The organism is Sulfurisphaera sp., from assembly GCF_059755235.1.
In genome coordinates this window covers 1-26433 of sequence record NZ_DBPRYF010000052.1, presented here as the reverse complement: position 1 = coordinate 26433, position 26433 = coordinate 1, and the positions used below count along the sequence as shown (strand labels likewise).

At 34.9% G+C, this 26433-nt stretch carries 29 protein-coding genes and 2 pseudogenes; 19 read left to right on the top strand and 12 right to left on the bottom strand.

Features of this window, described 5'->3' with window-relative positions; translation table 11 throughout:
• Nucleotides 1–121 precede the first annotated feature (121 nt).
• Nucleotides 122–1018 carry a BadF/BadG/BcrA/BcrD ATPase family protein gene (locus AC3OCB_RS10980; RefSeq protein WP_498342562.1) on the top strand — a complete coding sequence of 299 codons (897 nt, stop codon included), beginning with the start codon at nucleotides 122–124 and terminating at the stop codon, nucleotides 1016–1018.
• On the opposite strand, the gene AC3OCB_RS10975 is transcribed toward AC3OCB_RS10980, so the two are convergent.
• Nucleotides 1011–2450, bottom strand: a complete 1440-nt coding sequence (locus AC3OCB_RS10975; RefSeq protein WP_498342560.1) for a gamma-glutamyltransferase family protein — start codon at nucleotides 2448–2450, stop codon at nucleotides 1011–1013. The genes AC3OCB_RS10980 and AC3OCB_RS10975 overlap by 8 nt on opposite strands.
• Nucleotides 2451–2495: 45 nt before the next feature.
• Here AC3OCB_RS10975 and AC3OCB_RS10970 point away from each other — a divergent pair, with 45 nt between their 5' ends.
• From AC3OCB_RS10970 to AC3OCB_RS10960, 3 genes are read left to right on the top strand one after another with little or no spacing between them, the layout of a single operon-like run.
• The gene (locus tag AC3OCB_RS10970) at nucleotides 2496–2855 is read left to right on the top strand and encodes a hypothetical protein (protein ID WP_498342558.1); all 360 of its coding nucleotides are present in this window, start codon (nucleotides 2496–2498) and stop codon (nucleotides 2853–2855) included.
• Nucleotides 2845–3090, top strand: coding sequence for a MazG nucleotide pyrophosphohydrolase domain-containing protein (locus AC3OCB_RS10965; RefSeq protein ID WP_498342556.1), 246 nt, complete (start codon nucleotides 2845–2847; stop codon nucleotides 3088–3090). The genes AC3OCB_RS10970 and AC3OCB_RS10965 overlap by 11 nt, the downstream gene beginning before the upstream one ends.
• A gap of 3 nt (nucleotides 3091–3093) precedes the next feature.
• Nucleotides 3094–5397 carry a tRNA(Met) cytidine acetyltransferase TmcA gene (locus AC3OCB_RS10960; protein WP_498342555.1) on the top strand — a complete coding sequence of 768 codons (2304 nt, stop codon included), beginning with the start codon at nucleotides 3094–3096 and terminating at the stop codon, nucleotides 5395–5397.
• An 11-nt stretch (nucleotides 5398–5408) separates the two neighbouring features.
• On the opposite strand, the gene AC3OCB_RS10955 is transcribed toward AC3OCB_RS10960, so the two are convergent.
• Nucleotides 5409–6170 (bottom strand): COX15/CtaA family protein, encoded by a 762-nt coding sequence (locus AC3OCB_RS10955; protein ID WP_498342553.1) that lies wholly within the window; start codon nucleotides 6168–6170, stop codon nucleotides 5409–5411.
• Between the two features lie 53 nt (nucleotides 6171–6223).
• Here AC3OCB_RS10955 and AC3OCB_RS10950 point away from each other — a divergent pair, with 53 nt between their 5' ends.
• Both AC3OCB_RS10950 and AC3OCB_RS10945 read left to right on the top strand, forming a co-directional pair.
• Nucleotides 6224–6550 carry a hypothetical protein gene (locus tag AC3OCB_RS10950; RefSeq protein ID WP_498342551.1) on the top strand — a complete coding sequence of 109 codons (327 nt, stop codon included), beginning with the start codon at nucleotides 6224–6226 and terminating at the stop codon, nucleotides 6548–6550.
• Between the two features lie 197 nt (nucleotides 6551–6747).
• On the top strand, nucleotides 6748–8163 hold the full coding sequence (locus AC3OCB_RS10945; protein ID WP_498342550.1) for an APC family permease: 1416 nt from the start codon (nucleotides 6748–6750) through the stop codon (nucleotides 8161–8163).
• Between the two features lie 196 nt (nucleotides 8164–8359).
• Here AC3OCB_RS10945 and AC3OCB_RS10940 read toward each other — a convergent pair whose 3' ends face one another.
• Both AC3OCB_RS10940 and AC3OCB_RS10935 read right to left on the bottom strand, forming a co-directional pair.
• Nucleotides 8360–8707: a phosphate ABC transporter ATP-binding protein gene (locus AC3OCB_RS10940; protein WP_498342548.1), complete on the bottom strand. Its 348-nt coding sequence runs from the start codon at nucleotides 8705–8707 to the stop codon at nucleotides 8360–8362.
• A 1-nt stretch (nucleotide 8708) separates the two neighbouring features.
• Nucleotides 8709–9137, bottom strand: coding sequence for an ATP-binding cassette domain-containing protein (locus tag AC3OCB_RS10935; RefSeq protein WP_498342546.1), 429 nt, complete (start codon nucleotides 9135–9137; stop codon nucleotides 8709–8711).
• A gap of 240 nt (nucleotides 9138–9377) precedes the next feature.
• Between AC3OCB_RS10935 and pstS the strand changes: the two genes are divergently transcribed.
• The 7 genes and pseudogenes from pstS to AC3OCB_RS10900 form a co-directional block, all read left to right on the top strand.
• Entirely contained in the window at nucleotides 9378–10526 is a 1149-nt protein-coding gene (gene pstS / locus AC3OCB_RS10930; protein WP_498342544.1) for a phosphate ABC transporter substrate-binding protein PstS, read from the top strand.
• Between the two features lies 1 nt (nucleotide 10527).
• Nucleotides 10528–11421: a phosphate ABC transporter permease subunit PstC gene (pstC, locus tag AC3OCB_RS10925; RefSeq protein WP_498342542.1), complete on the top strand. Its 894-nt coding sequence runs from the start codon at nucleotides 10528–10530 to the stop codon at nucleotides 11419–11421.
• A gap of 6 nt (nucleotides 11422–11427) precedes the next feature.
• Complete coding sequence (locus AC3OCB_RS10920; protein ID WP_498342540.1) at nucleotides 11428–12267, top strand: PstA family ABC transporter permease; 840 nt, start codon at nucleotides 11428–11430, stop codon at nucleotides 12265–12267.
• 380 nt (nucleotides 12268–12647) lie between these two features.
• Nucleotides 12648–13820: an MFS transporter gene (locus tag AC3OCB_RS10915; RefSeq protein WP_498342538.1), complete on the top strand. Its 1173-nt coding sequence runs from the start codon at nucleotides 12648–12650 to the stop codon at nucleotides 13818–13820.
• 57 nt (nucleotides 13821–13877) lie between these two features.
• Nucleotides 13878–14270 (top strand): universal stress protein, encoded by a 393-nt coding sequence (locus tag AC3OCB_RS10910; protein WP_498342536.1) that lies wholly within the window; start codon nucleotides 13878–13880, stop codon nucleotides 14268–14270.
• Between the two features lie 99 nt (nucleotides 14271–14369).
• Nucleotides 14370–15878, top strand: a complete 1509-nt coding sequence (locus tag AC3OCB_RS10905; RefSeq protein ID WP_498342535.1) for an MFS transporter — start codon at nucleotides 14370–14372, stop codon at nucleotides 15876–15878.
• 174 nt (nucleotides 15879–16052) lie between these two features.
• Nucleotides 16053–16341: pseudogene (locus AC3OCB_RS10900) on the top strand (peptide-N4-asparagine amidase); the annotation flags it as partial.
• On the opposite strand, the gene AC3OCB_RS10895 reads toward AC3OCB_RS10900, so the two are convergent.
• A complete protein-coding gene (locus AC3OCB_RS10895) occupies nucleotides 16338–17522 on the bottom strand; it encodes an enolase C-terminal domain-like protein (protein WP_498342533.1) in 1185 nt (394 codons plus the stop codon). The pseudogene AC3OCB_RS10900 and the gene AC3OCB_RS10895 sit on opposite strands and share 4 nt — an antisense overlap.
• A 206-nt stretch (nucleotides 17523–17728) precedes the next feature.
• Here AC3OCB_RS10895 and AC3OCB_RS10890 point away from each other — a divergent pair, with 206 nt between their 5' ends.
• Nucleotides 17729–18601, top strand: coding sequence for a metallophosphoesterase (locus AC3OCB_RS10890; RefSeq protein WP_498342531.1), 873 nt, complete (start codon nucleotides 17729–17731; stop codon nucleotides 18599–18601).
• 214 nt (nucleotides 18602–18815) lie between these two features.
• Here the strand turns inward: AC3OCB_RS10890 and AC3OCB_RS10885 are convergent, their stop codons facing one another.
• The 4 genes from AC3OCB_RS10885 to AC3OCB_RS10870 form a co-directional block, all read right to left on the bottom strand.
• Nucleotides 18816–19022 (bottom strand): hypothetical protein, encoded by a 207-nt coding sequence (locus AC3OCB_RS10885; protein ID WP_498342715.1) that lies wholly within the window; start codon nucleotides 19020–19022, stop codon nucleotides 18816–18818.
• Between the two features lie 270 nt (nucleotides 19023–19292).
• Nucleotides 19293–19688 carry a CBS domain-containing protein gene (locus AC3OCB_RS10880; protein ID WP_498342529.1) on the bottom strand — a complete coding sequence of 132 codons (396 nt, stop codon included), beginning with the start codon at nucleotides 19686–19688 and terminating at the stop codon, nucleotides 19293–19295.
• Between the two features lie 51 nt (nucleotides 19689–19739).
• On the bottom strand, nucleotides 19740–20078 hold the full coding sequence (locus tag AC3OCB_RS10875; RefSeq protein WP_498342527.1) for a DUF1634 domain-containing protein: 339 nt from the start codon (nucleotides 20076–20078) through the stop codon (nucleotides 19740–19742).
• On the bottom strand, nucleotides 20071–20925 hold the full coding sequence (locus tag AC3OCB_RS10870) for a sulfite exporter TauE/SafE family protein (RefSeq protein WP_498342526.1): 855 nt from the start codon (nucleotides 20923–20925) through the stop codon (nucleotides 20071–20073). Before AC3OCB_RS10870 ends, AC3OCB_RS10875 begins: the two co-directional genes overlap by 8 nt.
• Nucleotides 20926–21572: 647 nt before the next feature.
• On the opposite strand from AC3OCB_RS10870, the gene AC3OCB_RS10865 reads away from it, so the two are divergent.
• From AC3OCB_RS10865 to AC3OCB_RS10845, 5 genes and pseudogenes are all read left to right on the top strand, one after another.
• A complete protein-coding gene (locus AC3OCB_RS10865) occupies nucleotides 21573–22058 on the top strand; it encodes a hypothetical protein (RefSeq protein ID WP_498342524.1) in 486 nt (161 codons plus the stop codon).
• A gap of 11 nt (nucleotides 22059–22069) precedes the next feature.
• Nucleotides 22070–22528: a hypothetical protein gene (locus AC3OCB_RS10860; protein ID WP_498342522.1), complete on the top strand. Its 459-nt coding sequence runs from the start codon at nucleotides 22070–22072 to the stop codon at nucleotides 22526–22528.
• A gap of 14 nt (nucleotides 22529–22542) precedes the next feature.
• The gene (locus AC3OCB_RS10855) at nucleotides 22543–23049 is read left to right on the top strand and encodes a hypothetical protein (RefSeq protein WP_498342520.1); all 507 of its coding nucleotides are present in this window, start codon (nucleotides 22543–22545) and stop codon (nucleotides 23047–23049) included.
• A pseudogene (locus tag AC3OCB_RS10850) lies at nucleotides 23030–23083 on the top strand (hypothetical protein); the annotation flags it as partial. The gene AC3OCB_RS10855 and the pseudogene AC3OCB_RS10850, both read left to right, overlap by 20 nt.
• Nucleotides 23084–23236: 153 nt before the next feature.
• A complete protein-coding gene (locus AC3OCB_RS10845) occupies nucleotides 23237–23410 on the top strand; it encodes a hypothetical protein (protein ID WP_498342518.1) in 174 nt (57 codons plus the stop codon).
• A gap of 56 nt (nucleotides 23411–23466) precedes the next feature.
• On the opposite strand, the gene AC3OCB_RS10840 is transcribed toward AC3OCB_RS10845, so the two are convergent.
• The 3 genes from AC3OCB_RS10840 to AC3OCB_RS10830 all read right to left on the bottom strand — a co-directional run.
• Nucleotides 23467–24552 (bottom strand): hypothetical protein, encoded by a 1086-nt coding sequence (locus AC3OCB_RS10840; protein WP_498342516.1) that lies wholly within the window; start codon nucleotides 24550–24552, stop codon nucleotides 23467–23469.
• A gap of 189 nt (nucleotides 24553–24741) precedes the next feature.
• A complete protein-coding gene (locus AC3OCB_RS10835) occupies nucleotides 24742–25659 on the bottom strand; it encodes a CDC27 family protein (protein WP_498342514.1) in 918 nt (305 codons plus the stop codon).
• The coding region (locus AC3OCB_RS10830) for a glycosyltransferase family 4 protein (protein ID WP_498342513.1) at nucleotides 25635–26433 on the bottom strand (799 nt) is incomplete at its 5' end. The genes AC3OCB_RS10835 and AC3OCB_RS10830, both read right to left, overlap by 25 nt.

Genomic DNA, 26433 nt, shown 5'->3' with positions numbered 1-26433 from the left:
AGATATAAAAAACTTTTGCTAGGTGTAAATATATAACCATATAGAGCTCTATTTAACTTAGATAATTCTCGTCATAATGTTTAATTAGTGATAATTACAAATTTATTATTAAGGTGTTTTTATGATTATAGTAGGAGTAGATGCAGGAGGAACTAAAAGTAAAGCTTTAGCTTATGATTGTGAGGGTAATTTTATTGGTGAAGGACTCTCTGGGCCTGGTAATTATCATAATGTGGGTTTGACTAAAGCAATAGAAAACATAAAAGAAGCAATAGGCCTAGCCGTAAAACGAGGGGAACCCAACGTAGTTGCAATAGGGGTAGCTGGGTTAGATTCTAAGTTTGATTGGGAGAATTTTTACCCTTTTGCTTCACTGATCGCACCTAAGGTAGTAATACAACATGACGGGGTTATAGCATTATTTGCAGAAACATTAGGGGATCCCGGAGTTGTAGTTATTTCAGGTACTGGAAGCGTAGTTGAAGGTTTTGATGGGAACCAGTTTATAAGACTAGGTGGGAGAGGTTGGTTATTGTCAGATGAGGGTTCAGGGTATTGGGTTGGAAGAAAAGCTTTACGAAAAGTGTTAAAAATGATGGATGGAATAGAAAAGAGAACCCTACTTTATGATAAGGTTTTAAGTAAAATAAACGTAAGGGATCTAGATGAGCTAGTATTGTGGGCATATGAAAGTAGTTGCAAAATAGATCTTATAGCTTCTATAGCTATTGCCGTAGATGAAGCCGCAAAAGAAGGAGATGAGAACGCAATAGAAATTTTAAGATCCGGGGCTGAAGCTTTGGCAAGTCAAGCAGTATTTTTAGCTAATAGGATAAACACCGAAACTGTTTATCTAAAAGGTGGAATGTTTAAATCGCAGATCTATAAGAACTTCTTTATCTCCTACTTAAGTGAATGCGGGTTAAAAGGTGATGTGGGTAAGAGGGAACCAGAATTCGGTGCAGTGATTTTGGGGTATAAAGAAGCTGGGTGTGATATCAAGAAGCTAATTAAGTAATAGCTAGTGCGATCCCTTCGCTTCTCGTATCTGCTACAGCGATAGAGTATTTTTTGGTTCTTTTTAGTGCTTGAACAACTCCAACTTCTGGTGAGTAGTAATCAAGTAGTTGATATTTACTTTTTAGTCTTTTTTCCGCAACAACTTTGCTACCTAAAAACATAAATCTTGGAGCATCAACCGCTTCATCGATTTCCATCCCATAGTCTGCATAGTATTCAAAAACTTGGGAATGTATCTGTGGTCTTAAATCACCACCTGCACATCCAATAATTATGTCTTCCTTATCATTCTCAGCCATTAAGATTGAAAGGGTATGCATAGGCCTCTTTCTCGGCTCTGGTCTGTTTTTCCCTTCAGTAAATCCGAAACCTCTGTTGTTAAACGGTATATCTTTTACTACAATTCCGGAGCCAAAATTAAAGAAAAGACTTTGTATAAATCCTATTTCGTTTTCTCCATCACTTACTACAAAGAATGTTGTGTCTTGAGTATTTATTTTCTGAGTGTTGGTTCCGAACTCACTTAATCTTTTATGTAAATAATCTTTGTCCAATAAATCAATCTCTAAGGGATAAAACCTCGGGTCAGCTACATGTTGATTTCTGTCTTGGTAGACGATCCCATAAATTCTCAGATGTTCATTAATTCTTGCCTCATTATCATAAGGTAATTTGTTTATACCACTCATCTCTACCAACTTCAGCGCCTCCAAAGTAGATATTCCTTGAGTATTTGGAGGTAGCTCGTACAGTGTGTAGTTTTTATAAGTAGTTTTTAATGGATCAACTTTTTCCCCTCTAAAATCGGCAAAATCTGAAAAATCTATGTTAACTCCATGATTTCTTAAGGCGGTCACAATATCTTCAGTTATTTTTCCTTCGTAAAATTCTCTAGGATCTCTAGAAATTACTTTCAATACCCCTCCCATTTCTCTTAACTTTAAGATATCTCCTGCCTTCTTTCCTCCGTAAACTCTTTTCCAACTTTCTCCTAGTTCGTTTTCTAGGTTTGTTATAGCTCTTCCGAGAGTTTTACTTACGTAAAAACCATTACTCGCTAAAGATATAGCTGGTTTAAGTAATTCGCTCAAATTCATAGAGGTGAAGTTCTCGTAAATGTAATTCCACAAATCAACTAACCCTGGTACTACAACCGTCGACGGATGTCTTAAAGACGGTATCTTTTCTACGTTAAGCCCTTTAGGTGACCATCCAGAAGCATTATATGCTATCACACCTTCTGGCGTTTTTGCGAGTAAAAAACCATCACCACCTAAACCGCTAGTCTGTGGTAAAACTACTGATAATGTTGCACTTATTGCTATTGCAGCATCAAAGGCATTTCCTCCTTGCTCTAAAATTTTTTCTCCAACATAGCTTGCTATATAGTTTTGTGTCGCAACTACTTTTTCACCATAAGCTACATTCATCGATATAAGTTTTTTAATGAGGCAAATAAATCATTTTGATGTATTATGAAAATTCCAGATGATGTAAAATCTCAACTTAAAGAGGACTCTTGCATGGTCTGTTGCAGAGAGTATGTTGTTTGTTTAACTAATGACTTACCAAGAAATACTAATGCTAATGTTGACTTTGAGATTGACAGAGAAAAAGGAGAGGTCGTGCTCAGAAACATTATCTATGATGATCCCTCCAACCCTCTTTATCTTGAATACTTTGTTGATAGGGACTTTGTTCAATCTATCTCAGAGAAAGGCGAAATAAAGATAATCTTCGTTGATAATCAATTCAATCAGAAGTTGGAAATGAATATAAAAATTAATAAAGAAGACTTGAAACTCTTAAGAAGGGAGTTGGGTATTGGAAATTAAATACGTTCAACAAAAAATGAAAGAGTTGTATTTTCAAAAAGATTCAGAAAGAGGATTATATCCAACATTTACGTGGTTAGTTGAAGAAGTAGGTGAGTTAGCAGAAGCATTACTCTCAAACAACAGAAACTCAATAGAAGAGGAGTTAGCAGATGTCGTTGCTTGGGCATTTTCAGTTGCTAACTTAACCAACATAGATGTGGAAGAAGCTTTAAGGAAGAAATATAATATATAATCCATGAACAAAGAAGAGTTCTTTAAACTTCTCGAAGATAGTATCAAAGATAGCATTCAGAGATACTATAGAAACGTTATATTCATTCATGACAAGGATTATCTTTCATATGTTAGAGAGGTATTAGAACTTTACTTGAAGATAAATCCAAAGGCAGAGATTGCTTATACATTTCACCCTTGGGTTACTGGTTCAAAGGATAGGTTAAATGAAATAAGAAAGATAGTTGATGTAATAGATATTGATTATTCTTCATCTGAAAAATATTTAGGCTCAACGTTTGACGTTGTGATTCTTGATCTAGTAGATAACTTTGAACCAAACTTCATTGGTAGGCTGGTTGATCTTGTGAGAGGAGGGGGAATAGCGATCCTTTATACGGATGACTTAAAGGAGCATAAGCTCTTCAGAAATTCCATAATGAGGAACGGTAAGATAAGGGACATATATGAGGAAAGATTCCTGAGAAAATTAAAGGAGCATGAAGGAATATTTGGAATAATAAATTCTGATTATTACGCTAATCCTTTTAAAGGAGAACTTGGAGAAAAACCTTCACCATTACCTCCAAAGAGACCTCTAATGCCTTTGGAACTTCATCAGCTCTGTATGAGTAAAGACCAGAATCGAATCCTAGAGAGTTTTTACACCATGAGACAAGGTGCTAAAAGAGTTCTTGTGATAACTTCAGCTAGAGGTAGAGGAAAGAGTGCTGTTACTGGTTTGGGAATTGCTGGGTTAATCTATAAGTATGGAGATAGAAGAAGAAAGATGAGAATTGTTGTAACTAGTCCTTCTTCTACTGGCATTTCTCAATTAATGTTGTTTTTAAAGAAAGGGTTAGATTCTCTCTCAATACCTTATAAAACAAAGGATTCAATATACGGTTACCCAATGTCTATAGAAGGGTCTAACTTCAAGGTTTATTATGAAGTGCCCGAGGCGACACTTGAAGATGAAGGCGATTTACTAGTTGTTGATGAGGCAGCAGCTATAGGCGTTGGTTATGTTGATTCAGCTCTAAAAACGTGGAAAAAAGTTGTATTAGTTACTACTGTGCATGGTTATGAAGGATCTGGAAAAGCCTTTTTGAGATATTTAAGAAGGATATTGCAGGCAAGAAAGTTCGCAGTAACTTGGCAGGAAATGATAAAGCCCCTTAGATATGTTGAGGGGGATCCAATAGAAAAGTGGTTATATGATACGTTACTTTTGGACGCTGAACCAGAGGAACCACCAAAAGACATTTCTCATTTAGTCTTCGAGACCGCATCACAAGAAGAACTGTTTTCAGATGACAAAAAGCTAAGGCAGATTTACGGCATTTTAGTTACAGCCCATTATAGGAATAACCCTAATGACCTAATGATAATGGCTGACGGGGTACATCATAAAATAATGACGTTAAGCACTCTAGATGATAAGTATGTTGGTGTTGTTCAAATTGCAGAAGAAGGAGGTTTACCAGATAATATGATTGATCTAGCTTTGAAAGGCGGTACTTTTGACGGTGACTTAATTCCAGATAGACTCATTAAACATTCAAGATTGAGAGAATTTGGTAAGATGAGAGGATGGAGAATTGTAAGGATTGCCGTAATGCAGGAAATGCAAGACATGGGTTTAGGGAGCACTATGCTAAAAATGGTAGTCAATGAAGCAATGGATCAAGTAGACTGGGTAGGTTCAGCGTTTATGGGTGATATAAGAGTGTTGAATTTCTGGATAAAGAATGGATTCATACCAGTACACGTATCTCCTAGAAAGAATGAGAAACTAGGTGATTATCCAGTAGTGGTAATGAAACCCATAAGTGAATTAGCAAAGAAAGCTGTTGATATTGCTTCCTATATCCTTAAGGAGAAAATACTTAACACAATCCATGACATTTACTTTAGTATGGATCCAGAGGTCTCTAGTATAATTCTTAACGGTATTAAGGTTCATAAGGACGTTCATGTAAATAAAATCCACGTTGATAAGGCTCTTGCTTACATTCAAGGAGTAAGTCCTTATGAGTCTTCAGCAGATGGAATTCATATGCTAACTCTAAAATACTTCTGGGACACTAGAAGAGACTGGTCCCTCTCACCAGAACAAGAGGTTATACTTATTGCAAAAGTTTTACAAGGTAGGCCTTGGAGGTTTACCTCTTCCTCTTTAAGCGCTAATAGGACAACAGTAAATGAGCTATTATATGAAGCAATAGCGGAGTTGCTATTTAGGTATTATGGATTAACACCAGATTCAAAAATGGGTTTAGAGATAAAAAATTTGGATGATGAATTTCACACAAATGAGCTGTGATTGCATGCACCTCAACTGAAAAATATTAGTGATATTACTACAGCCAGAGAGAAAAGTTGGTGCAATCCAATAGAAATCCCAGGTTTTGTTGGATTTTTATTTATTTGGTAATATACAAATAGACCTACAGCAATTTCTATAATTGATAGTACTAATGGAATCCAATATCTTAATATGATTAAAGCAATGAAGAATATAGCAGCTAAAATTCCATGTATGACCCAAGCCCATTGTAATCTATTTTTAGGCTTTCTAACATCTCCGATGCTTAGTCTCATTCTTCTAGTACCAGTAACAACTCCACCCATGAATATTACGAAGTATAGAAAATGAGGCGGAATTATTGCATCTGCTAGGAATCCTAAGTATTTATCTGGTGAAATAAAATTAGTAGCTAATATCAGGTAAGTTATGAAAGTAGTATATGCTGCTATGTCATGAAATCCTTGAAATATTGATGGCAATTTTCCTGCTAAAACATAAAGGGTTGCCATACCTAAAAGGGCGGTAAAAATAACTGCTATGAAACCAACAAGGGTTATTATGTTAAAGTCTATTATCAATAGCGTAAGGGCGAAAATACCAACTAGCGTAGCTGATATTCTATGTATCGCCTCTGGATCACCTTTACCAGCTAACTCCATGATATTATTAGTATAAGGCCAATTAGTTCCTAAGGACAATCCATATCCGTACCCTTCAACTATTCCTCCTAACACTATTGTTAATCCTGCGAGTAACGTGGCTGTGTAGGCTAAAATTTCATCTATCATGAATAAATCATCAAAGATAACTCTAATAAAGTTTAGTTAGTCTAATTAAAATGATGAAAGAAGAAGTTGTTTCAATATTGTGGAAAGTTATAGATAACGATATACCACTTGTAAATGACGATATGACAACATTTCTATTAAAGGATGGTGAAATAACAGAAGAAGATCTAAAATTGTGGAATGATGCGGTAAAGAAAATAAAAGAGGCTTATAAAAAAATTTATTCTAATGAGAACGAAGCTCAATCACTTTTAAGTTCTTCTTTAGAACTTCTGAATTCGATTAAACCTAAAAAACCATTTCCTCCAGAAGTAAGAATAAGGTTCGAAGAAGTGAAAAATTCCATCTCAAAATGTTTAGAGACTCTTAAGAAGTCCTAAGTAGTTAGATGGTTTAAATATTTTTATTTTGATATGTAAACCTTTAGCCTCTTACAGTCTGAAAACTTTTTTATTTCCCTATAAGCTACTTTTACATTATTTAGACGGTTTGTCTTATAAGCTTTGATGAAACAAAGGGAGGGGAATTAGGAAAGATTTAAAAACTTTTAGGACAGAAAAGCTTAAAGGGAAAGCTTATGGGACTCTCAAAAGGTTCTTTGAGCATTAGGGAAGCTTATGGACAAGCTATGGCAGTTACTGCACCTTTGGGTAGTGTTGTGTCAACAACAACAGCAGCTATTGCTTATGCGGGAAAGGCAGTAGTCTTTGCTACTATCTTAGCTTTGATAGGAAGTGCATTATGGATTTATACACTTACAAGGTATTCATCAAAAATTGCTTCTGCCGGAGGATACTACATATATGGAGCTTCAGCATGGAGAAAAAAGAGTGTAGCGTATTATGAAGCTATTACTGAGGTTGTAGCTTATTCAGCATTAAATGCCGTAAATTCTTTTGCTCTTTACTTGCTTGTTGAAAGCTTTTTCTCTATGTTGGACATCTCAGTCCCTAATCTTTATCTTTACTTACTAATTGTCTTAGGCCTCATTTATCCTACACTCATTTCATTCACTACACGTGTAAAGAACTTGCTAGGTCAAATTGTTAGTATAAGTGCAACTCTTGAGGTAATAATGCTTTATGCAATGTTTATATATGCCGTAGTGACCCGCGGTTTTAATCTTTCCTACTTCTCACCATCTGGCGTTTCGACTGATGCAATAGGTATTGCTATGATTTTATCAATAGTAAGTATTTCAGGAGCCGGTGCCTCAACTTATTTGGGTGAGGAATCTAAAGTACCTAGAAAGACCATAACTTTAGGTATATGGCTTTCACTAATAATAGGTGGCTCAGCAATATTAGCAGGCACATATGGGTTAGTGGCATTATGGAACGGTTCTCTTTCTGATCTCGCTAACTCAAATCAGCCATTAATTCAAGAGCTGTTTGGCTTTGGTCTCCCAACAGTAATGATTGGTTTAATAATGTCGGTTAATAGTTTACTTGCTTCAAACATAGGTACTACTGTAGGGAGTGCAAGAGTTCTTTTCAATCTAGCTAGAGAAAAAGTTGTTCCTAAGACTTTCGAAAAGACAAACAAGCTTAACCAACCTATAATTGCTACCTTATTTATAGGATTGCTTTCAGCGCTATTTGCAATGATTTCAATAATTGGTACCGGTTCTGTAGAGAGTGCCTTTACTGAAATTAGCGTAATAACTAGTATATTTTGGTTAGCTGGAAGGATAGTAGATGGTTTTGGAGTCCCAGTCTTTTATTGGAGGATTAATTCACTTAAGGTTCAAGATATAATTATACCGGTAGTTGCCACACTGATTAATGTCACTGGCGTAATATTGTCCTTGCAAGCTCCAGATCCTTTTCAAAGTTCTTTATTAATCGGAATCTTAGGAATTGCCACTATATGGTATTTGTTGAAGGGAAGAAAAGGAATGGCTGGTACTTATGTTGTTGACGATAACAACCAAATATTAACAATAGATGAATATATTGAAAAATTAAGAAAAGAGAAAGCAGTAGCAAGTTAACTTTTTAATTGTCTAAGTATAACGGTAAAAAAGTATAGACGTCTAATAGTTCAAGTTACACATAGAGACTACTTACTGCAAATCATAAGTCTTTATTATTCCTAATTCCTTTTTCATGATAAAATAGTTTAATGTCTGTTAATTAATGGGCAAGGTTATTAAGAGCTGGCAAGGTTTATCCTAGCATACAGACCAATTATCCGAATCTCCCTACTACATACCTTGCAGTTAGGTCATTTCTAGGTGATTCAAATATCTCTTTTGTAGGTCCCCATTCTATCAATTCACCAGAATATATAAATGCAACATAATCCGTAACTCTTGCAGCCTGCTGAGGATTATGTGATACCATTACAACTGTTATTTCTTTCTTTAATTCTTTTACAAGGCCTTCTATTTTCTGTGCGTTAACTACGTCTATCATTGACGTAGGTTCATCCAACAAGAGAACCTTTGGCTTCAAAGCTAGGGCTCTTGCTATAGTTAATCTCTGTTGTTGCCCCCCCGATAGTTGAGAAGCAGGCGCATTTAATCTATCTTTCACCTCATCCCATAAACCAACTCTCCTTAATGATTCTTCTACAATCTTTCTTATTTCTTTTTTTTTCCTTTATTCCATGTGCTTTTAATGGATAAGCTATATTGTCATATATGCTCATATGAGGGAAGGGATTAGGCTGTTGGAACACATATCCAACTTCCCTTCTTAACTTAATAGGATCCATTTCAAAGATGTCTTTACCCATGTATAGAATTTTAGCTTCGACTTCAACTCCATCATAAATTTCTATCAACCTATTCATAACTTTTAACAAGGTTGATTTGCCAGAACCAGAGGGTCCCATAATTCCAAAGACGTAATTTCTTGGGATTTTTAGATCTGTCACTTTTCTCAAAATTTCTCTGCCATTTATAGAAAGTTTAATACCATAAACCTCAAAGACGTTTTCTATGCCATTACCCGTATAGCTCATTAATATACCCAAGAGTATAGTTTTAAATTACACTATATAAAGCTTATCTACTTATTCTATATAGCTTATATTTATCTATATAAATTATATAGCTTATAGAGTTCACTATAAGCTATATCGGTTATCTTTATAAATGTTTTCTCTGTCATTAACATATGAAAAGAAAAAGGGGAATCTCTACAACCCTGGTCGTAGGGGTAATAGTTGTCGTAATTTTAATAGGGGTCATTGCTTATTTTTTTGGCGACTAGTAATTCTGGAGGAGGTAAATCATCAACATCAACTACTATGTCATCAACATCAAGCACTACTACTACAAGCATGACCGCAACATCTACTGGTACTTCATCCTCAATTCAGGCAAACATAGTTGCTGGCGGTTCAACGTTTGTAAACCCTGCAATGCAAGTCTGGACACGGGATTTTGCAAGTATGTATCCGGGTATCCAAGTAACATATAGTGCAGTAGGTAGTGGTGCTGGAAATAATAACTTCCTCCAAGGTGTTTATGATATCGGTGCTACTGATGTTCCACCACCTTCAAGCCTTTATCAGCAGATGGTGCAAAAATATGGTAGTATTCTTATAATACCGGATGTTGTTGGGGGAGTAGGCATTATATATAACATACCAGGCTTCAGTGGTACTCTTAATTTAACTGCAGATGTTTTAGCTAAGATCTACCTGGGGCAAATACAATATTGGGACGACCCCGCGATTCAGCAATTGAATCCAAATTATCATTTCCCACACCAAAAAATAATTGCAGTACATAGAAGTGATGGTAGTGGAACAACCTATATCTTTACTTACTGGCTCTACATCTCATCTACGGCTTGGAAAAATTCCAATGTTAGTTACGGTTTTACTGTTAACTGGCCAGTAGACAGTTTAGGCAACGGATTAGGAGGTAAAGGAAGCGATGGAGTTACTGCCTATGTTAAACAAAATCAATATTCAATAGGATATGTTGAGGTGCAGTATGCAATTGTAAACAATTTAATGACTGCCGATATTCAGAACCCATCAACCGGAGAGTTTGTATCACTAACAACTCAATCCGTTGAAAATGCTGTTAATAATGCTAACGTTTCACAAATAACATCATTATCCCAAGACTTATCTGAATACCTAGGAGTTTTCCTGAATGTCAACGCTAAAAATACCTATCCAATAGTTACATTTTCATGGCTTGTTGTAAAAACTAATTATTCTGATCAATCTAAAGCAGAAGCAATATATCTCTTCTTAAAATACATAGCTACTGATGGGCAAAAAGTACTACCACAAGGTTATCTTCCATTGCCACAAAATATTCAACAGTTGATTTTACAGAATTTAAAGCAAATCACTTATAACGGTCAACCTGTATATAAAATGGTAGGCTAAAATGCAATTTAAGATAAAGAAGAAAAGAGAAAAGATTTTTTATTTATTAATATTACCATCTTCGATTTCAATTGGTGTGTTTTTATTATTATTAGAAGTGATAGTTTACAATTCAATTCCAGCCTTTGAAAAACTTGGTTTATCTATTTATTCTACAAACCTTTGGAATCCGAATATTAACAAGTATGGTGGATTAGCTGCAATCTATGGTACAATAATAACTTCGACTTTAGCTCTGCTCTTTTCTTCCATCTTATCCTTGTCTTTAGCAATATTTATAAACGATATAGCTCCCCAAAGATTAAAGTCCATACTAATTAACCTCTCAGACTTGCTAGCCTCATTCCCTACTGTTGTTTATGGATTTTGGGGGCTTTATTCCTTTGGGCCCCTTTTAGCTAGCACATTGTTTACCTTCCTTAACAATTACTTTGGATTCTTACCCTTCTTCTCATATAAAAATACAAGCGGACCTAGTATACTACTAGCCTCAATAATTCTAGCAATTATGATAACCCCCTTTGCTGCCTCGTTACTTAGAGAAGTTTATGCACAAGTTCCAAAGTATATTGAAGAAGCAGTATATTCCTTAGGCTTAGGGAAATGGGAGTTGATAAGGATAAAAGTTTCTTATATAGGGAGGGCATTCTTAGGTGCATATGCATTAGCATTTGGTAGAGCAACTGGAGAAACTATAGCTGTAAGCCTTACAATAGGTAACATACTTAACCTTACTCCTAATCTCCTAGCTCCAGGCTATACTGTATCTTCATTAATAGTTAGTCAATTTGGCACAGCTTTTGGTTTAGAGTATAATGCAATCTTTGCCTTGGCATTAATCCTTTTAGTTATTGGAATCTCCTTTGTTATTCTATCTAGACTAGTCTTGAGGTGAAAGATCATGAGGATAAAAGATCTAATTGTAATTTCGCTTGTAACGATGTTCGTAATTTTATTTTTCCTACCGGTATTCTTCTTACTTTACGATGTTACTATAAATGGCCTAAAAGTTATAATCAGCTATGGCCCTAGATTTTTAGCCGACCTTCCACCATATCCTGGCGACGGATTAGGCGGTATAGGTCCTGCATTAGAGGGTTCATTATTCATGGTCGCTTTAGCACTATTGTTTGCAGCTCCAGTCTCTTTATTCACTGGAATATTCTTAACATTCTATGAGAAGTCTAAGATCGCAAAGTTAATTAGGAGTAGTTTAGAGCTCATTGTAGAATTTCCAACAATCGTTGTAGGTATTGTGGTTTTCGCAGTCTTCGTTGTTGGATTTTCCATTGCAAATTACAAGTTTAATATAGGAATAAATGGAGTTAGCGGTGCAATTGCTTTAGCAATAGTCATGCTACCATACGCCACTATACAGATCTCTGAGTCTTTAAGAATACCAAGAAAATTATATGAGGAGGTAGGTTATTCATTAGGTTTTACTACATGGCAAGTTATGAAACTCACAATTTCAGCAGGAAAGAAAGGTATAATTACCGGATTACTAATAGGTTTCGCTAAGATTATTGGTGAAACAGCACCAATAATATTTGTAACGTCTTCTACTGCTAACTTGTACTTAAGATCACTAACTACACCAGTATCCGGAGTTCCCGTTCTAATTTATAACTTTGCGTTTAGTGGATTTTCAAATTGGGTAGATGTAGCCTGGGGAGCATCATTTGTTCTAATAATTATTGTAACGACAATATTTGTATTGACTAGAAGATTGACAAGATAGTTTTTCCCCTAAGTTGAATTTCAAAACTACAATGATACAATGAAAAAACTTATCGTAGGAGGAATAAAAGTTAACTTTTCCTTAAATATTAGATTCTATACTTATCCTTTTATCTTTTTTATTATATTAATTTCATTCTATATCTCACAAGATGAATAGCTATCTTACTTTAGTGGTTATGCCAACTTTTTATTGTTATTCTCTTAAGATTATTATTGAAATCCACTACTTTTCCAGAATTATTTTTATGTAGTTCTAGGAAAGAAGATCTGTAGGTACTTGATTAATAAATTATAACACCTATAAAAATATCGAAAAATTAAGAAAAGAGAAAGTGATAGCAAGTTAACTTTTTAAATGTTGGGCTTCCAATTAACTTTATGAAAACGAGAGTCCTTACCTTAACTTCAATTTCTCACTTTATTAATGATGGAAATACATGGGTTCTTCCTACTGTTTATGGCTTCATGACGAAGTACTTGGGTTTTTCCAATTTTATTGTGGGTTTAATAGGTACAATATTTTTTGTTTTGGGTGCTCTAGCTTCTCCTCTTGTGAGTTATATTGCAGACAGGACAGGTAAACCCATGGAATCTATGGGTTTAGGTATAATTCTCTGGGGGATAGGATTGATCCTTCTTGGTTTCAGCTTAAAGATAGATAGTCTTCCGCTAGTATTTTTATCTACAGTTATAGTAGGCATAGCATCTGCATTCTATCATCCTTTAGCTGCTGCCACATTAGCACTTACATTTCAAGGTAGTGGAGGTAGTGCTTTAGGAATTAACGGTGCAATGGGAAGCCTAGGTAGAGCATTATATCCTTACATCACGTTAGCTTTATTCACGATTTTCAGCAAAAATATAATGCTAGACCTAGTTGTGATTGGAGTAGTTTCAATTATTGTAGCTTTACCAAGTTTCACCGTTAAGGTTAGTTTTCAACATAATACTCAAGAAAAAGCAAATACAGCAGCTAAAGCTTCGGCATATGCTGTAGGAATTCTCACTACAATATCGCTATTTAGGAGCATTTTTACTCAAGGAGTTGCTCAGTTTCTAACTATTATTTTGCTCGATATCTTAGGTTTCTCATATAACACATTTTTAGGAGAAGTAATGACTGGGATATTAGCAGCTGCTATAGTAGGTCAACCCCTACTAGGGTACTTATCAGATATAGCTGGGAGAAGACTCTTACAGGGTATCACGACTGGAGGTGCAGTTATATTTTTCCTTCTGTCCATTTATCTTCATAATATATGGTTTTTACCACTTTTTACTTTTTTTGCTTTCAGTAACTTTTCAGTCACACTCTCATTAACAAGCGACTTAGTGCCACGGAACTCTGCTGGTTTAGCTAATGCACTAGTATGGGGATTGGGTATTAATGGAGGAGGTGCATTAGGTCCCTTTATTGTAGGATTACTGAGTGATTACGGCGGTTTAGTACAAGCTCTACTAATCGTTAGTGTGTTTGGTCTAATTTCAGCTTTAATGACTCCTTTAATTCCGAGACCTCCTAAAAGAAGTAAAGTGCCTTTGTTTAGATAAACACTTTTTAATTTTTTCCAGTAAAAGAATAAATACTTGTTTAACCAATTCTATATTATGAAAATAGTTGTAGCTTATGACGGATCAGAAAATGCGAAAAGAGCTCTCTTTTTTACACTTAAGTTAATAAAAAGAGAAGATGAAATAAACTTAGTTACAGTTGTTAAGGAAGCCCCTAGGTCACCTGAACAAAAAATAATCCAAGAAAGAGAAGAAGCTATGGAAAAACAAAAGGAGGTTATCAAAGATCTTGAGGGTTACAAAGTAACTACTGAGGTGTTAGAAAGCCCAGACGTTGCTGATGCTTTAATAGAGTACTGTAGTAAAATAAATTGTGATCTAATTGTTACAGGCAGTAGAGGGCTTACTGGGTTAAAGAGAACTATAATAGGTAGTGTGTCGTCAAGTTTGATAAGCAAATCTAAAGTCCCAGTGCTAGTTGTTAAATAACTATATAAACTATATAGTTAACTATAGTTTATATTGTCAACTATAGGCTCTATACGTTAAAATTATAAAGGGAGAGACATAACTAAAACTGAAAATAAAATGGCTAATAATCCTACAAATCCATTTAAGAACGTTGATTCCTTAAAACTATCTTTTAACCACATAAAGATATGGTACACAGCTGGAATGGGATTTTTTACAGACGCGTATGACTTGTTTATAATCGGTTCTATTCTTACTACGATAATAGACGCATATAAGTATGCTGGAATCAATATGCCAGGATTTACTGAATATTTAGTTGGCAGTAGTTCAGTTTTTTGGACTGGTCTTTTAGCCTCTTCTGCAATTTGGACAGCAGTACTTGGACAGTTAACTTTTGGCTTTTTGGCTGATAGATTTGGTAGGAAAAGTGTCTATGGTATTGAGGCAATGTTGTTAACAACAGGTGCTTTTCTATCAGCATTTGCTTGGAACCTACCATCATTAATAGCTTTTAGAATGCTTATGGGTCTTGGAATTGGTGGGGACTATCCAATATCAGCAACAATAATGAGTGAATATTCAAATATTAAGGATAGAGGAAAATTAGTAGCATTAGTTTTTGCTAACCAAGGAATTGGTTCCGTTGTTGCAGCGGTAATAGGTATTGTTACAGCATTGGTATTACCACCGGATATTGCATGGAGAGTTATGGCAGGAGTAGGCGCAATTCCTGCAGCAACAGTAATTTATTTGAGGAGAAAAGTCCCTGAAACTCCAAGGTATTCATTACTAGCTAAAGGTAACGTCCAAGAAGCTCAGAAAGCAGCTCAAATATTAGGTACTAAAATAGATACAGAGAAACCGGTTGTTTCTAAAAGGATTGGCATAGGAGAGTTTTTATCTAAATACGCTGTACTACTACTAGGTACTGCTGGCTCATGGTTTATTGTGGATATGGCATTATATGGCACTGGGGCTTTTTCACCAGCAATATTAACCCCAATATTCGGAAGCCCGTTCCCATCCCATATAACCACTGCTTTATCACTACCAGAGTTCCAGTCTGATTTAGCGAAGGAACTGTTTAGCGGTGCGATACCCTTCTTAGTGGGATTCTTTGGTTATTTCACAGCTGTGGCATTAATGGACAAGCTAGGAAGAAAGATTATACAGTTACAAGGTTTTATTATGATGGCTGCACTCTATGCAATTGTAGTTGCATTAGCGATCACAAACACAGAAGGAAAAATAACAGGGTTTATTATACCTGCAAGTGATGCATTTGCAATATACGCTTTAACTTATTTCTTTATAGATTTTGGTCCAAACACTACTACATTTGTAATACCAGCTGAAGTGTACCCCGTTAGATATAGAACTACAGGCCATGGAATATCAGCTGCTGGTGGAAAATTAGGTGCTGCAATAACTACGTATCTATTCCCAGCGTTAGCTGCCTCTATTGGTGTAAAAGGGATATTAGAAATACTTGCAATAGTTAGCGTAATAGGTGCAGTTTTAACATGGTTTATCATACCAGAGCCAAAGCATAAGACATTAGAAGAAGTAGCAGGAGAGGAGTTAGAGGAAACTACCACTCAAGGTACAACTCAAGGTTCATAATTTTATGTTACGTTTTGTTAAACTTTTTCCTCCTTAAGTACTAACGTTCTTTTTCAGTTAACTGCTCTGAATATTTGCTTCTTTATAGAATTAGCCAGGGCTCAGTGGTAACTATATAGAAAGAATCCTATAGAAATCTTCTTCAACTGAATAGGTAAGCCATAGAGCTCAAGGTACCCGAATTATACTTTTGGAAGCTATAACAATACTATAAAGACTGAAGAAAATGTGACAGCTGTAGGAGGTTTTGGAGGAATTCTTGAAGTAATAAACAAGTACGGTGGAGCGGTTTTAGTTTCAATAACATCTAATTACGTTGACACAAAAAAAAAAGAACCTAACTTCATGGTTCCTAATTGACGGAGACGGTTATAAGGAGATCTTTTCGGCAGAAGGATTGCAAAATAGCACAACTAATTTAACAGGGTACTATAGGTATGTCCATGTTTCTTTCTCAAGTTAATATTTTTTCCAAGTCCCCTTCACAACCCACACTGGTTCTTCTGCTACGTCAAGCTCCTTTGGCTCAACTTTTAAGCTCTCTATTAGCTTCTCGTTTATACTTACTCCTATTCCAGGCTTACTTGGCACTTTTACGTGTCCATTTTCAACTTTTGTCTCGTCATAAACAACATCTCTTTTCCACTGAGGGAACCAATCATAAAAGTTCTCAAGTAAATAGAGGTTTGGTGCAATTGATGCCATTTGCAATGAATAAGCATTTTGCACTGAGCCAAAAGCGTTATGAAAAGCAATTTCTACATCAAATGCTTCTGCCAGCGATATTACTTTCCTTCCTATTGTAATCCCACCAATATTGCATAAATCCGGTTGTAATATATTTACGAGTCCTTGAGAAACGTAAAAGGCTGTTTCTTTTAGACTTACTAATCTTTCTCCTAATGCAATGTTCAATGTTGTTGCTCCTCTATACTTCTTTAATCCCTCTATATCCTCGTGATGTACTGGTTCTTCCATAAACATCGGATTATACTTCTCAAGCCTCTTTGCAATAAGTATTGCACTATCTGCATTAAATCTACCATGGTGTTCAATTAAAATGTCAACTTCATCTCCAACAGCAATTCTCACAGCCTTAACTCTTTCCTCAGCCTCTTTTAGCCCTTTTTCATCAATCCAATTATAGTAAGGACCAAAGGGGTCAAACTTCAACGCTTTATAACCTTTCCTTACTACCTCTTTTGCTTTCTCAGCGAAGTCTTCTGGTGTTACACAGTCTTGGTACCAGCCATTTGCATAAACGGGAACTTCGTCTCTAACTTTTCCACCAAGAAGTTGATGGATCGGTGCACCTAGTTCTTTACCTACAATGTCCCATAAAGCTTGGTCTATTGCACTTGTTGCTGTTGCCGATTCAAAGGATCTTGCCAAATAAAAGTCTTGCTTATACCACTCTTGATAATTTTCTTCTGGTTTTCCCGCCTCTCTCCCTAAGTAACCTTTAGCTACTTGCTTTATTGTATTATATACATTAATAACTCTCAATGTGGGTACTGCTTCTCCATAGCCTACCTGTCCATCGCTTGTAGTTACTTTAACTAATATCATTACTGATGCCCAAGTAGCGCTCCCTTTTTCCGTATGCGCAAGAACTATAGGTTCTATTTCAGAAATTTTTGACATAAAGTAATTTCTCTTTATTCGTTTTTATTCTTTTTTATCTGTTTTGTCGTGTTGAATAACTAATTTTTTCCATAGGCACTAAGCTTTTCTTCAAAAACGCTGTCAACGTGATATATATTAACTTGAAAGAGAAATTAGGTGTGATTAGTTTAAAGTTATTCTTTAGCCAAAAACAATTTTAAATCAACAATACTATTATTTTATCCATGGAACAAGTTAATTATAACGAAATTTTTGAATTAATGGATTCTGCTAAGGAAATATTTAAATCCCAAGGACCGTTTGCCGGAGTATATAATGTTAAAAAAGTTGCATTTGTTGGTGATACTCACGGCGCAATAGATGTTACTCAGTACGTATTTAATGAGATCTTTGATAACGTTGACCTTCTAGTATTTTTAGGGGATTATGTTGATAGACAACCTCAGTTAGGCGTTCTTAATTTGATGACAATTTTAAAAATGTTTTTAAAATATAAGGACAAAATTGTTGTTTTAAGGGGAAATCATGAAAGTCCAATAACTAACATGTATTATGGTTTTTATGATGAAGTAGCTTTAGTATTTGGTGACGAAAAGGTCTATGAAAGATTTAAGGATTTCTTCTCTTATATCCCTTATTCAGCAGTTATCAATAATTACTTCTGTGTTCACGGAGGCTTGCCCGGTAAGGATGATAACGGAAGCTTGAAATTGGGAATTCATTCTGTCGATGAAGTGAAGACCTTACCTTATCCAGATGTTAATCCAGACAATCCAATAGCTTTTCAGCTCCTTTGGAATGACCCTAGAGAAGGACTAGGCGAGTTTGATTTTCTGCCTAATATTAGGGGTGAAGGAACTTACTATTTTGGAGAAAAAGTAGTAAATGAATTTCTTTCAGCTACCGGTTATCGTGGGATAATAAGGGCTCATGAAGCGGTTGATGGCTTTAGAATTGACATAAATAAAAAAGTAATCACTGTGTTTTCAAGTAGATACCATGGAGCATCTGCAGGAGTTCTTCTCTTGGATGAAGATAAAATAAAAAGGATATATCTTCACTTAGACGGTTCTATATCTACAGTTGACGGTCTTTAACACTCTTCATAAGCTTCCTTTATCAAATCCTCAGCTAACTCCTTGGGGGACTTTCATATTAGCTTTATAATTTTCGTGTATCACAATAATCTCAATATTTGTGCTTCCTTCTTCTTCCAAGTTAAATAGGCATAGAGTCTAGAGACTAGAGGTCTCACTAAATTTGTTACATCTAACGTTTCAAAGAGGGAAAATCCCTCAGAGTAAGTTGTTTTTAGATCCGAAATGTAGCCCAGCTCATTAAATCTGTGAAGTCCATTGCAAACTTATGGGGTAGTGTATAAGGACAGTTGTTGTAACACATTTTGCAATGGAAACATTCACCAGCAATTTCTTCAAGGTCGTTAAGTGTTAATTTTTTCGGCCTTTTTCCATCAGTAAATTTAAAGAGTTTAGGAAATGCAAAACAGTAATTGAACAGAGCTCACAGCCATGGTAAATTGATGCTTGTCTTATGAATTCAGAAAGGAGTTTAGATGAGTCAAAAAAGACTTGCCTTCTGAGTTTAGATTATACAATTAGATTGGTACCTCCTATTTGCCATAGATTCTCCTATAAATCTGTTCTTTAAGTTATCTGCAGTTTTGGTTCCTTTCAAGTTTGTCATTAATCTATTATAGTTTTTCTAAGTTAAAAACTTTTCCTATTTGACTTTTGATGTTAAATAAGAGTTCTTTTAATTTAATAAAAATTACCAAAATGCAAGGTCTAAAGCTATAGCACCGACGGCTTTTGCTACATCCCTTATGCTTATAACTCCTTTTACTTTACCTTCATGATCTACCACAACTAAATGTCTTATCTCCCTTGACGTCATCAATGCAATGGCTTCACTTATATCACTATTTTCCTCAATTGTAACTGGGTTTTGGCTCATAATTTCAGATACTGGTTTTTCCAAAGGTATATCATCTGCTACAGCATATATAATATCCCTTTCAGTAACTATTCCAGAAACTTTATTTGAATTATCTACTATAACTAAAGAACCAACCTCTTCCCTTTTCATTATTTTGGCTGCTTCTTTAATTGAAACTTTTTCGTTTGCTGTAACAGGTTTTTTCGTTATGAGTTGTGAAACAATCACAAATATAATTTATGTTACTCCTTTTTATTCTCTTCTTATAAGATAGTAGAATTAAACGTGGAGCAGTTTCGGCATAACTAAGATAGCAAACAGCATGAGAGCCAAAACTAAAACGCTAATCCCTACGTATATTTTGTCTTTCTCAGAAGCATATATCATTATTTGTTCTAACACTATGATAGGAGGAATTGAGATAAGAGCAATAACTCCGTAAAGCGTAATGGTTAGCGGGTTCTTAAAGTCTGTCAGACTTATGTTACTTGTATTAAACTTGTAGATATTTGCATTTGGATTTATTACTATAAAAAGAATCAAACCAGATACCACTAGTATAGAGGCAACAAGTACTCCGTATCTTAGAGTTGCAGTAATTATTTTTTTCTCATCCAAAAATTCCCAACCCCTTAAGAATTAGTTGGATTCCTAGCACAACAAGAACTAAAGTAAATATTTGTCTTAGCCTCCTGCTCATTAACTTATTCAAGAACCTTGAGCCTAAATTAGATCCAATAAAAACTCCGGGTATTGTGACACCAACAATTATAGGGTCAATTATTCCTAGTGACCAATAAACGCCGGAGCTTGTTGCTGCAGTCACTCCAATCATGAAGCTACTAGTAGCAGTACTAATTTTAAATGGTAAATTCATTCCCAAATCCATTGCCAATACTTTTAGTGCCCCAGACCCAATACCTAAAAGCCCAGAAACCAATCCAGCAACATACATTCCTAAAAGTCCAAAGGGATATCTTACACCATGATAATGAACTTCCTTTTTTAATGCTTCATCATAATACTTTCCGTGTAACTTTAGCTTTGCTGATAAACCATCTGGCTCAATGTAGTTAGGGATTTCTGCGCCCATTCTTATGAAATTTGGAATAACTGAAAAGATTAGAACAACACCAAATATGATATCAAGGAGAGAGAATAAATGTTCTTTTTCTACGACATATTCAAGAAACGAACCAGTTATTGCCCCACTTGTTGTCGCAATTTCTAATGCAATTGCAAGTCTCATATGGGCCAGTCCACTTTTTAAATACCTTGAGCCAGAAGAGGCTGAAGTGGCTATTGTCGATATTAAGCTTGCGCCAACCGCATAATCTATCGGAACTCCTAAAAATAAAACTAATATAGGGGTTAAAACTACTCCTCCACCTAAACCAGTAAGTGATCCTAGTAATCCTGCAATTATTGCGGCAAAAAACAACCAAGCTAGAAACGTTAAAAGCATAGAATATTAAAGATCGGTCACCATTTAAATTTATCCTTTTATAAAGCGAGGTAATGTAAATATTGTAAGTGTTAAGTTAGGGAGCACAATATATATAGTGTAAGGATAATATTTCTTTATTGTAAAGTCTACAATCTTATTCGAAACTCAGTAATCTGGGTAGCTTCTGAACTAAAAATCCTAAAAGCATTAAAAACAAACTATTACCTTGAATACCCCTAGACGGAGAATACAACTCAAATCGATATTTACGTACGATATTCTCACCCTTTTACCCTGTCCATATAATTATTAGAATTCCTTAGAACAAAAGTCTAGCCATAAAAATTTTTTAGTTTTTCAAGTTTTGGGCAGAATTTTACTTCCTAAATAAGATCCTAATTTAAATTTCAATAGTGTCAAACTTGCCGTTACTAGCTAAATATATCCAATAAAAAGAATTTCTAGCTTTCATATTAGCTCAAAGCTAATTCAGTCTAAGGAATACTGCGTACGGGTAGAGCTCATTAAAATAAACCAAAAATGCTGTTACTATATTATGGGATAAATAATGGGGTATACGTAGAAAAGTTCATTCTTGAGCGCTGAAAAGAGAACTACGAATTTAAATGCATCGAGTTTAAAACCATTCTCAATAAGTTAATTCGATGGAGGTTTGTAAGAGTAAAGAAGGCATAGTTGGTATTAAGTTTCTAGATAACAAAACTATCTCACTTATAAACAATTCTGTGGTAGAGATAATTCCAGAGAAATGTACTAGCATTAATATTGATATTAAAGAAGGAAAAGCTCTTTTTAAAGACTTAGAAATTCCTCTTCATTTAAAAGACCAAAAACTAAACTATCTTCGTCTATTGCATATGTTAAAAGGAGAAACCTCACACGAAATTATCTACTTTAAAAAATCTGTAGAGATTCACGTAGACACTAAGTTAAAAGACGTTAAAATAGGAAATGAGACCGTAAAATTTTCTCGCTTTTGCGGGAACTACGGCCTTCTTTTTCCCCACTATTGCATAGGTAATGAAACTTTTGCAATATTTGGAAAGAAAAAAGAAGATGTTATAACTGCTTTTAATGAGTTTCTACAGTTGTTAGAGATAGTTAGAAAAGTTTTATTAGAGTTAAGTTAGTGTAAAGCTTAATGGCTGAAAAACTGACAACGTATTACTCTTACGTATTAGGTCTTTCCATCGTTCTAATAGTTATTGCATTAGCATTAGCACCACTAGCTCCTATTGATGAACCAACACTTTTCCCTGGTTATGATTTGCAGATACCAGTTGGCATGTCATTTGCTGGATTTATCCTACTGATAACGTTTATAATAGTAACAATACTATTTTGGGGAACTAAAAACCTCTTTGTTAATACCATCATAGACGCGTCAGCTCTTTCATTTTCTATAATTAATTACATAAATTTTTATTTAATTGCCGTTATTTGGAAGCCATTTATGGCTATATTACCCCTTTTCTTTTTGATCAAATATGATGGAGTTGCGACATTGACTTTGGATTTTGGTCAAATTGCCTTAATAGTCTTCTTTTATCGTCTTTATAAGAATCTAAAAATAACAAGAAGAACTTTTAAGTCTATATGACTTTTTATTATGTCATGAGCTACAGACAAGAACTCTTCAAAATACTAACTGTAATAACAATATTAGCAGCAGTAGACTTTGTAGTAACATATATACTAAAGCTCCTTGTTGATATTGTTCCACAGATAGTAATCTATGAAGAAGGGATCGACACCGCAACTCATGTCATTATAATAGCAGTAGGTGGATATTTCGTCATAAGGTTCTTACAGCAAATTCTTTCATTTTCCCTTTACAATAGATTAGAAAAAGGCGTAGCAGGGACTGTAAAATTCGTTTTTGATATTGTTTTTTACACAGTACTTATTTTAGCAATTCTTGCTGTTCTCCACGTTAATCTCACCGGAGTCTTAGTAGGTGGTGCTGTAGGTGGTGTTGTTATAGGTTTGGCTGTGCAGACTGTAGTACAGAACTTACTTTCTGGAGTCCTAGTTACATCAAGTAAAACTGTAAAGCCTGGAGATCAAGTATTGTTAATCTCATGGATTTGGGGGGAATCCAATTATAGGCGAAGTAACTAAAGTAAGTGTCCTTTTTACTGAGGTAAAAAGCATAACCGGGAATATCATAAAAATACCTAATAGTGCATTTCTAGGTAATACTGTATTCCAAAAATTAGACGCAGAAAATTCTATCATTTATCCGTTAGATATAACAGTTAATGCAGATGTATCAGCAGAGAAAGTACTAGACAGAGTTAATGAAATCATGAAAGATAAAATAAGAGACAAGAAGATTAAGATATTCTTTAAGTCTAAAAATGGTGGTACGAACGTGTTTACCGCAATAATACAGTTTGAGAAGATCGACGAACTAAGAGAGTTAATAGACCTGGTAAATTCCTCGTTTGATAAAGCTTATTGGAGCGCTAAGTCGTCATAACAAGAAATATAAAGAAAAAAACTTTTACCTTAAATAAAAGTCCTCTCGGTTAACAACTATGCAAATTTGAAGTATGGGAATATTCCTTCATCAAGCATCTCTAGCCAGAAAGGTATTTTGTTGAGTGACTTTACCTTCTTTACTATCCTTACTCTTATGAACTTAGGTAGTGTAAATAGTGTTACTAATGCAAAGAGTATTGCTAAGAGTGATGCATAAATTGTAGGTAAGAATGGTGCAATTGCAAACAAAGCAGTAGCTACTGCATAGCCTACTAACCACATCGATATCTCAGTTAAAGTAACTTTAACTGAGTCTTTCAAGCTTTTGATCTTAATTCCGTCAATTCCTAAAGCTGTTAGCGCTTCAGATATCCCATAGAACATTGCTCCAAAGGGTATAATGTTATTTAGGGAAATTAATGAAAATGTTGTTAATGCTATTGCTAAGCCTCTTTTAGCTTTGCTTAAATACCAAGCTATTCCTATCCCTATGCCCTCTCCCAAAGCATAGACTATTGGTATTAAGCTCAAAGGTGTGTTCACATAGAGGTAGGGAAGAGCTATTGAAAGAGGAAGAATTGTAAATATTAAGGGAGAAAGATTTATTTTATTTTCTTTCCTTTCTTCAACACTCTCTTCCCTACCTCGGATCTCAACGTTGATTAGTGGCAATGCTGTTAGTGCCATGATCACTCCAGAAGTCATAAATATTCCCTTTAGCCCTAGTACAGCAATTATCTTACCTCCTATGAATGGTATAATAAGTGCTGGAATCATTGATATTGCCCAAACTTTAGCTACGTTATCTCGCATCAATAAGTAAAACACCGGTACTGATACCCAGTACATGCTATATAGTAATATTGATAATGACGCGATTACTACGTTGTTCGAGAATGATAGCAAGATTAAACCTAATCCGGAGGCGATTAATGAAGCTACTGTAATTTCCTTAACCCTAGTTGTAATTTTTGGTAAAAGTACATAAGCCAATCCAACAATTGAAGATAATATATATAAAATTCCTATATAATCTTCTTTAACAACACCCTTGAGAAAAACTGTTAGATAGGGTGAGTATAGATAGTAAGCAATTCCCCATAGTGTCCAAGACACTACTACAGCATTGGTAAAGCGCAATTCTTATCACCTCAATATCCCTCATTTCCCCTTCCTTATATTATATTTATTTTTAAACATATATAAATTTTTTCCTTTAGGGGAGTCCAGGCATGTGACACGCAATATATTTAGTATAAAAATCCAAATATTGCTAATATCATAATTTTTTGCTAATGATAAATAAGGTGACAATAAGAATAAACTAGGTTAAGAGAATTTAGTTTTTATAAACTCCTCATAATACTTTACAGCTTTTTTCAAATTCTCTACTTCATTTTCCTTCTCAGCAAGTTCTACATAAGCTCTGGCTAAGAAAAGATATTCTTTTTCTCTCTCGGCCAGTGTAATTGCTTGTTTTAAGAAATCCACTATTTTTGTCCTTTTGTATAATTCGTTTAGAAGTTTTATCCTATCTTGTGCATTTCCTTCCTTAGACTCCTCAAGTTTCTGCAGAGCCTCATAAAGTAGATCTGATCTGTAGAAAGATAGTCTATACAGAGCTCTAGCTTCTCCCTTTACGTCTTTCAATTCTCTAAAGATTTCTAAACCCTTCTCTATCTTTTCTTTGTCGTCATAAGAGATTAAAGCCTCAGCCAGAAGCCTCTTATTTCCTAGCATTTCTGCATACTTAACAGCTTTATCTAAATACTCCTTTTTCCCATTTCTTCCTAAAAAGATATAAACAGCTAAGAGATCTTCTGTCGGCTCATCAAAACTTTCTAAAATAGCTCTAGCTTCTTCGACATGTCTTAAATCACCTAAAGCTAAACAAACTTTTGCTAGAAGTCTTTGAGCATGCGTCCTTAAAGAGGTGTTTTCCAATTCCCTTAAGATCTCATATGCCCTTGAATGATCTTTTAATTTGAATAAAGCTAAAGCTAGGTTAAACTTAATTATGTTTTTATCCTCTTGACTTTTAGCTTTTTTCAATGCTTTTTCAAAGCTCTCCTTAGCTTTCTTATCTTCACCTTTCTCTAGATAAATTAAACCAAGCTGATTTAGGCACTGTACGTCTTCTCTTCCTTCTAATATAGCAATAGCCTCATCTAACTTTTTCTTGTCCTTGTTCTTTCTGTATTCCTCTAAAAGCTTCTTAGCCTTTATCGCTCGTTCGCTATCTTCCATACATATTTATAATACTCATCAGCAGTTATATTCCAATCGTATTTTAGTGACGACTCATAACTCTTTTTAGAAAGGTATTTAATTACACTTTCACTCCCAAGTAAGTAGTCAATCCTTTCTGCTGCTTTGTCAATGTCTTTGTAATTAACTAAATAGCCGTTAACGCCATCCTCAACTATCTCTGGAATAGAACCAGTTGAATATGCTACAACTGGAGTTCCACATGCATTTGCCTCAACAATTGTCATTCCCCATCCTTCGATAAACGAAGTAGAAAGGACTACCCATGAAGATTGATAGAGTTTTATCTTCTGGCTTTCATCTACTTTACCTAAATAGATGATATTTTTATCACCACTGATAGCTCTTTTGACTTCTTCCTCCATTTCTCCTCCGCCTACAATAAACATCATTGCTTTTGTTTTCAGTTTTTTGAAGATTTTTACAGCGTCCAGAGGATTCTTATAACTCTTAAGCCTACCGATCCACAAAATTGTAGGAATAGAGGCCTTTTCCCCAGGTTTATATATCTCATGGTCAATTCCGTTATAAATAACGTTGATTTTTGATTCATCTATCTTGAAGCGTCTAACCAACTCGTTTTTGGTAGTTTTAGATACCGAGATTATATATGGGTAGTTTTTGATGTATTTTTCTAAATGTCTAACTATGAATGCTGTAAAAGGACTTAACTCATATTTTACTACATCTTGATGAACGTGGTGGACTAATGCTATTGACTTTTTGTTCACTCGATAGGAGAAAAATGGCACA

Bases quoted from the DNA above. Each gene is read 5' to 3' on its own strand.
- AC3OCB_RS10975 (WP_498342560.1), bottom strand. From the start codon at position 2,450: ATGAATGTAGCTTATGGTGAAAAAGTAGTTGCGACACAAAACTATATA.
- AC3OCB_RS10980 (WP_498342562.1), top strand. From the start codon at position 122: ATGATTATAGTAGGAGTAGATGCAGGAGGAACTAAAAGTAAAGCTTTA.
- AC3OCB_RS10890 (WP_498342531.1), top strand. From the start codon at position 17,729: ATGGAACAAGTTAATTATAACGAAATTTTTGAATTAATGGATTCTGCT.
- AC3OCB_RS10865 (WP_498342524.1), top strand. From the start codon at position 21,573: ATGGAGGTTTGTAAGAGTAAAGAAGGCATAGTTGGTATTAAGTTTCTA.
- AC3OCB_RS10950 (WP_498342551.1), top strand. From the start codon at position 6,224: ATGAAAGAAGAAGTTGTTTCAATATTGTGGAAAGTTATAGATAACGAT.
- AC3OCB_RS10895 (WP_498342533.1), bottom strand. From the start codon at position 17,522: ATGTCAAAAATTTCTGAAATAGAACCTATAGTTCTTGCGCATACGGAA.
- pstC (WP_498342542.1), top strand. From the start codon at position 10,528: ATGCAATTTAAGATAAAGAAGAAAAGAGAAAAGATTTTTTATTTATTA.
- AC3OCB_RS10835 (WP_498342514.1), bottom strand. From the start codon at position 25,659: ATGGAAGATAGCGAACGAGCGATAAAGGCTAAGAAGCTTTTAGAGGAA.
- AC3OCB_RS10855 (WP_498342520.1), top strand. From the start codon at position 22,543: ATGAGCTACAGACAAGAACTCTTCAAAATACTAACTGTAATAACAATA.
- AC3OCB_RS10915 (WP_498342538.1), top strand. From the start codon at position 12,648: ATGAAAACGAGAGTCCTTACCTTAACTTCAATTTCTCACTTTATTAAT.
- AC3OCB_RS10845 (WP_498342518.1), top strand. From the start codon at position 23,237: ATGAAAGATAAAATAAGAGACAAGAAGATTAAGATATTCTTTAAGTCT.
- AC3OCB_RS10945 (WP_498342550.1), top strand. From the start codon at position 6,748: ATGGGACTCTCAAAAGGTTCTTTGAGCATTAGGGAAGCTTATGGACAA.
- AC3OCB_RS10960 (WP_498342555.1), top strand. From the start codon at position 3,094: ATGAACAAAGAAGAGTTCTTTAAACTTCTCGAAGATAGTATCAAAGAT.
- AC3OCB_RS10910 (WP_498342536.1), top strand. From the start codon at position 13,878: ATGAAAATAGTTGTAGCTTATGACGGATCAGAAAATGCGAAAAGAGCT.
- AC3OCB_RS10935 (WP_498342546.1), bottom strand. From the start codon at position 9,137: ATGAGCTATACGGGTAATGGCATAGAAAACGTCTTTGAGGTTTATGGT.
- AC3OCB_RS10970 (WP_498342558.1), top strand. From the start codon at position 2,496: ATGAAAATTCCAGATGATGTAAAATCTCAACTTAAAGAGGACTCTTGC.
- AC3OCB_RS10920 (WP_498342540.1), top strand. From the start codon at position 11,428: ATGAGGATAAAAGATCTAATTGTAATTTCGCTTGTAACGATGTTCGTA.
- AC3OCB_RS10905 (WP_498342535.1), top strand. From the start codon at position 14,370: ATGGCTAATAATCCTACAAATCCATTTAAGAACGTTGATTCCTTAAAA.
- AC3OCB_RS10955 (WP_498342553.1), bottom strand. From the start codon at position 6,170: ATGATAGATGAAATTTTAGCCTACACAGCCACGTTACTCGCAGGATTA.
- AC3OCB_RS10870 (WP_498342526.1), bottom strand. From the start codon at position 20,925: ATGCTTTTAACGTTTCTAGCTTGGTTGTTTTTTGCCGCAATAATTGCA.
- AC3OCB_RS10860 (WP_498342522.1), top strand. From the start codon at position 22,070: ATGGCTGAAAAACTGACAACGTATTACTCTTACGTATTAGGTCTTTCC.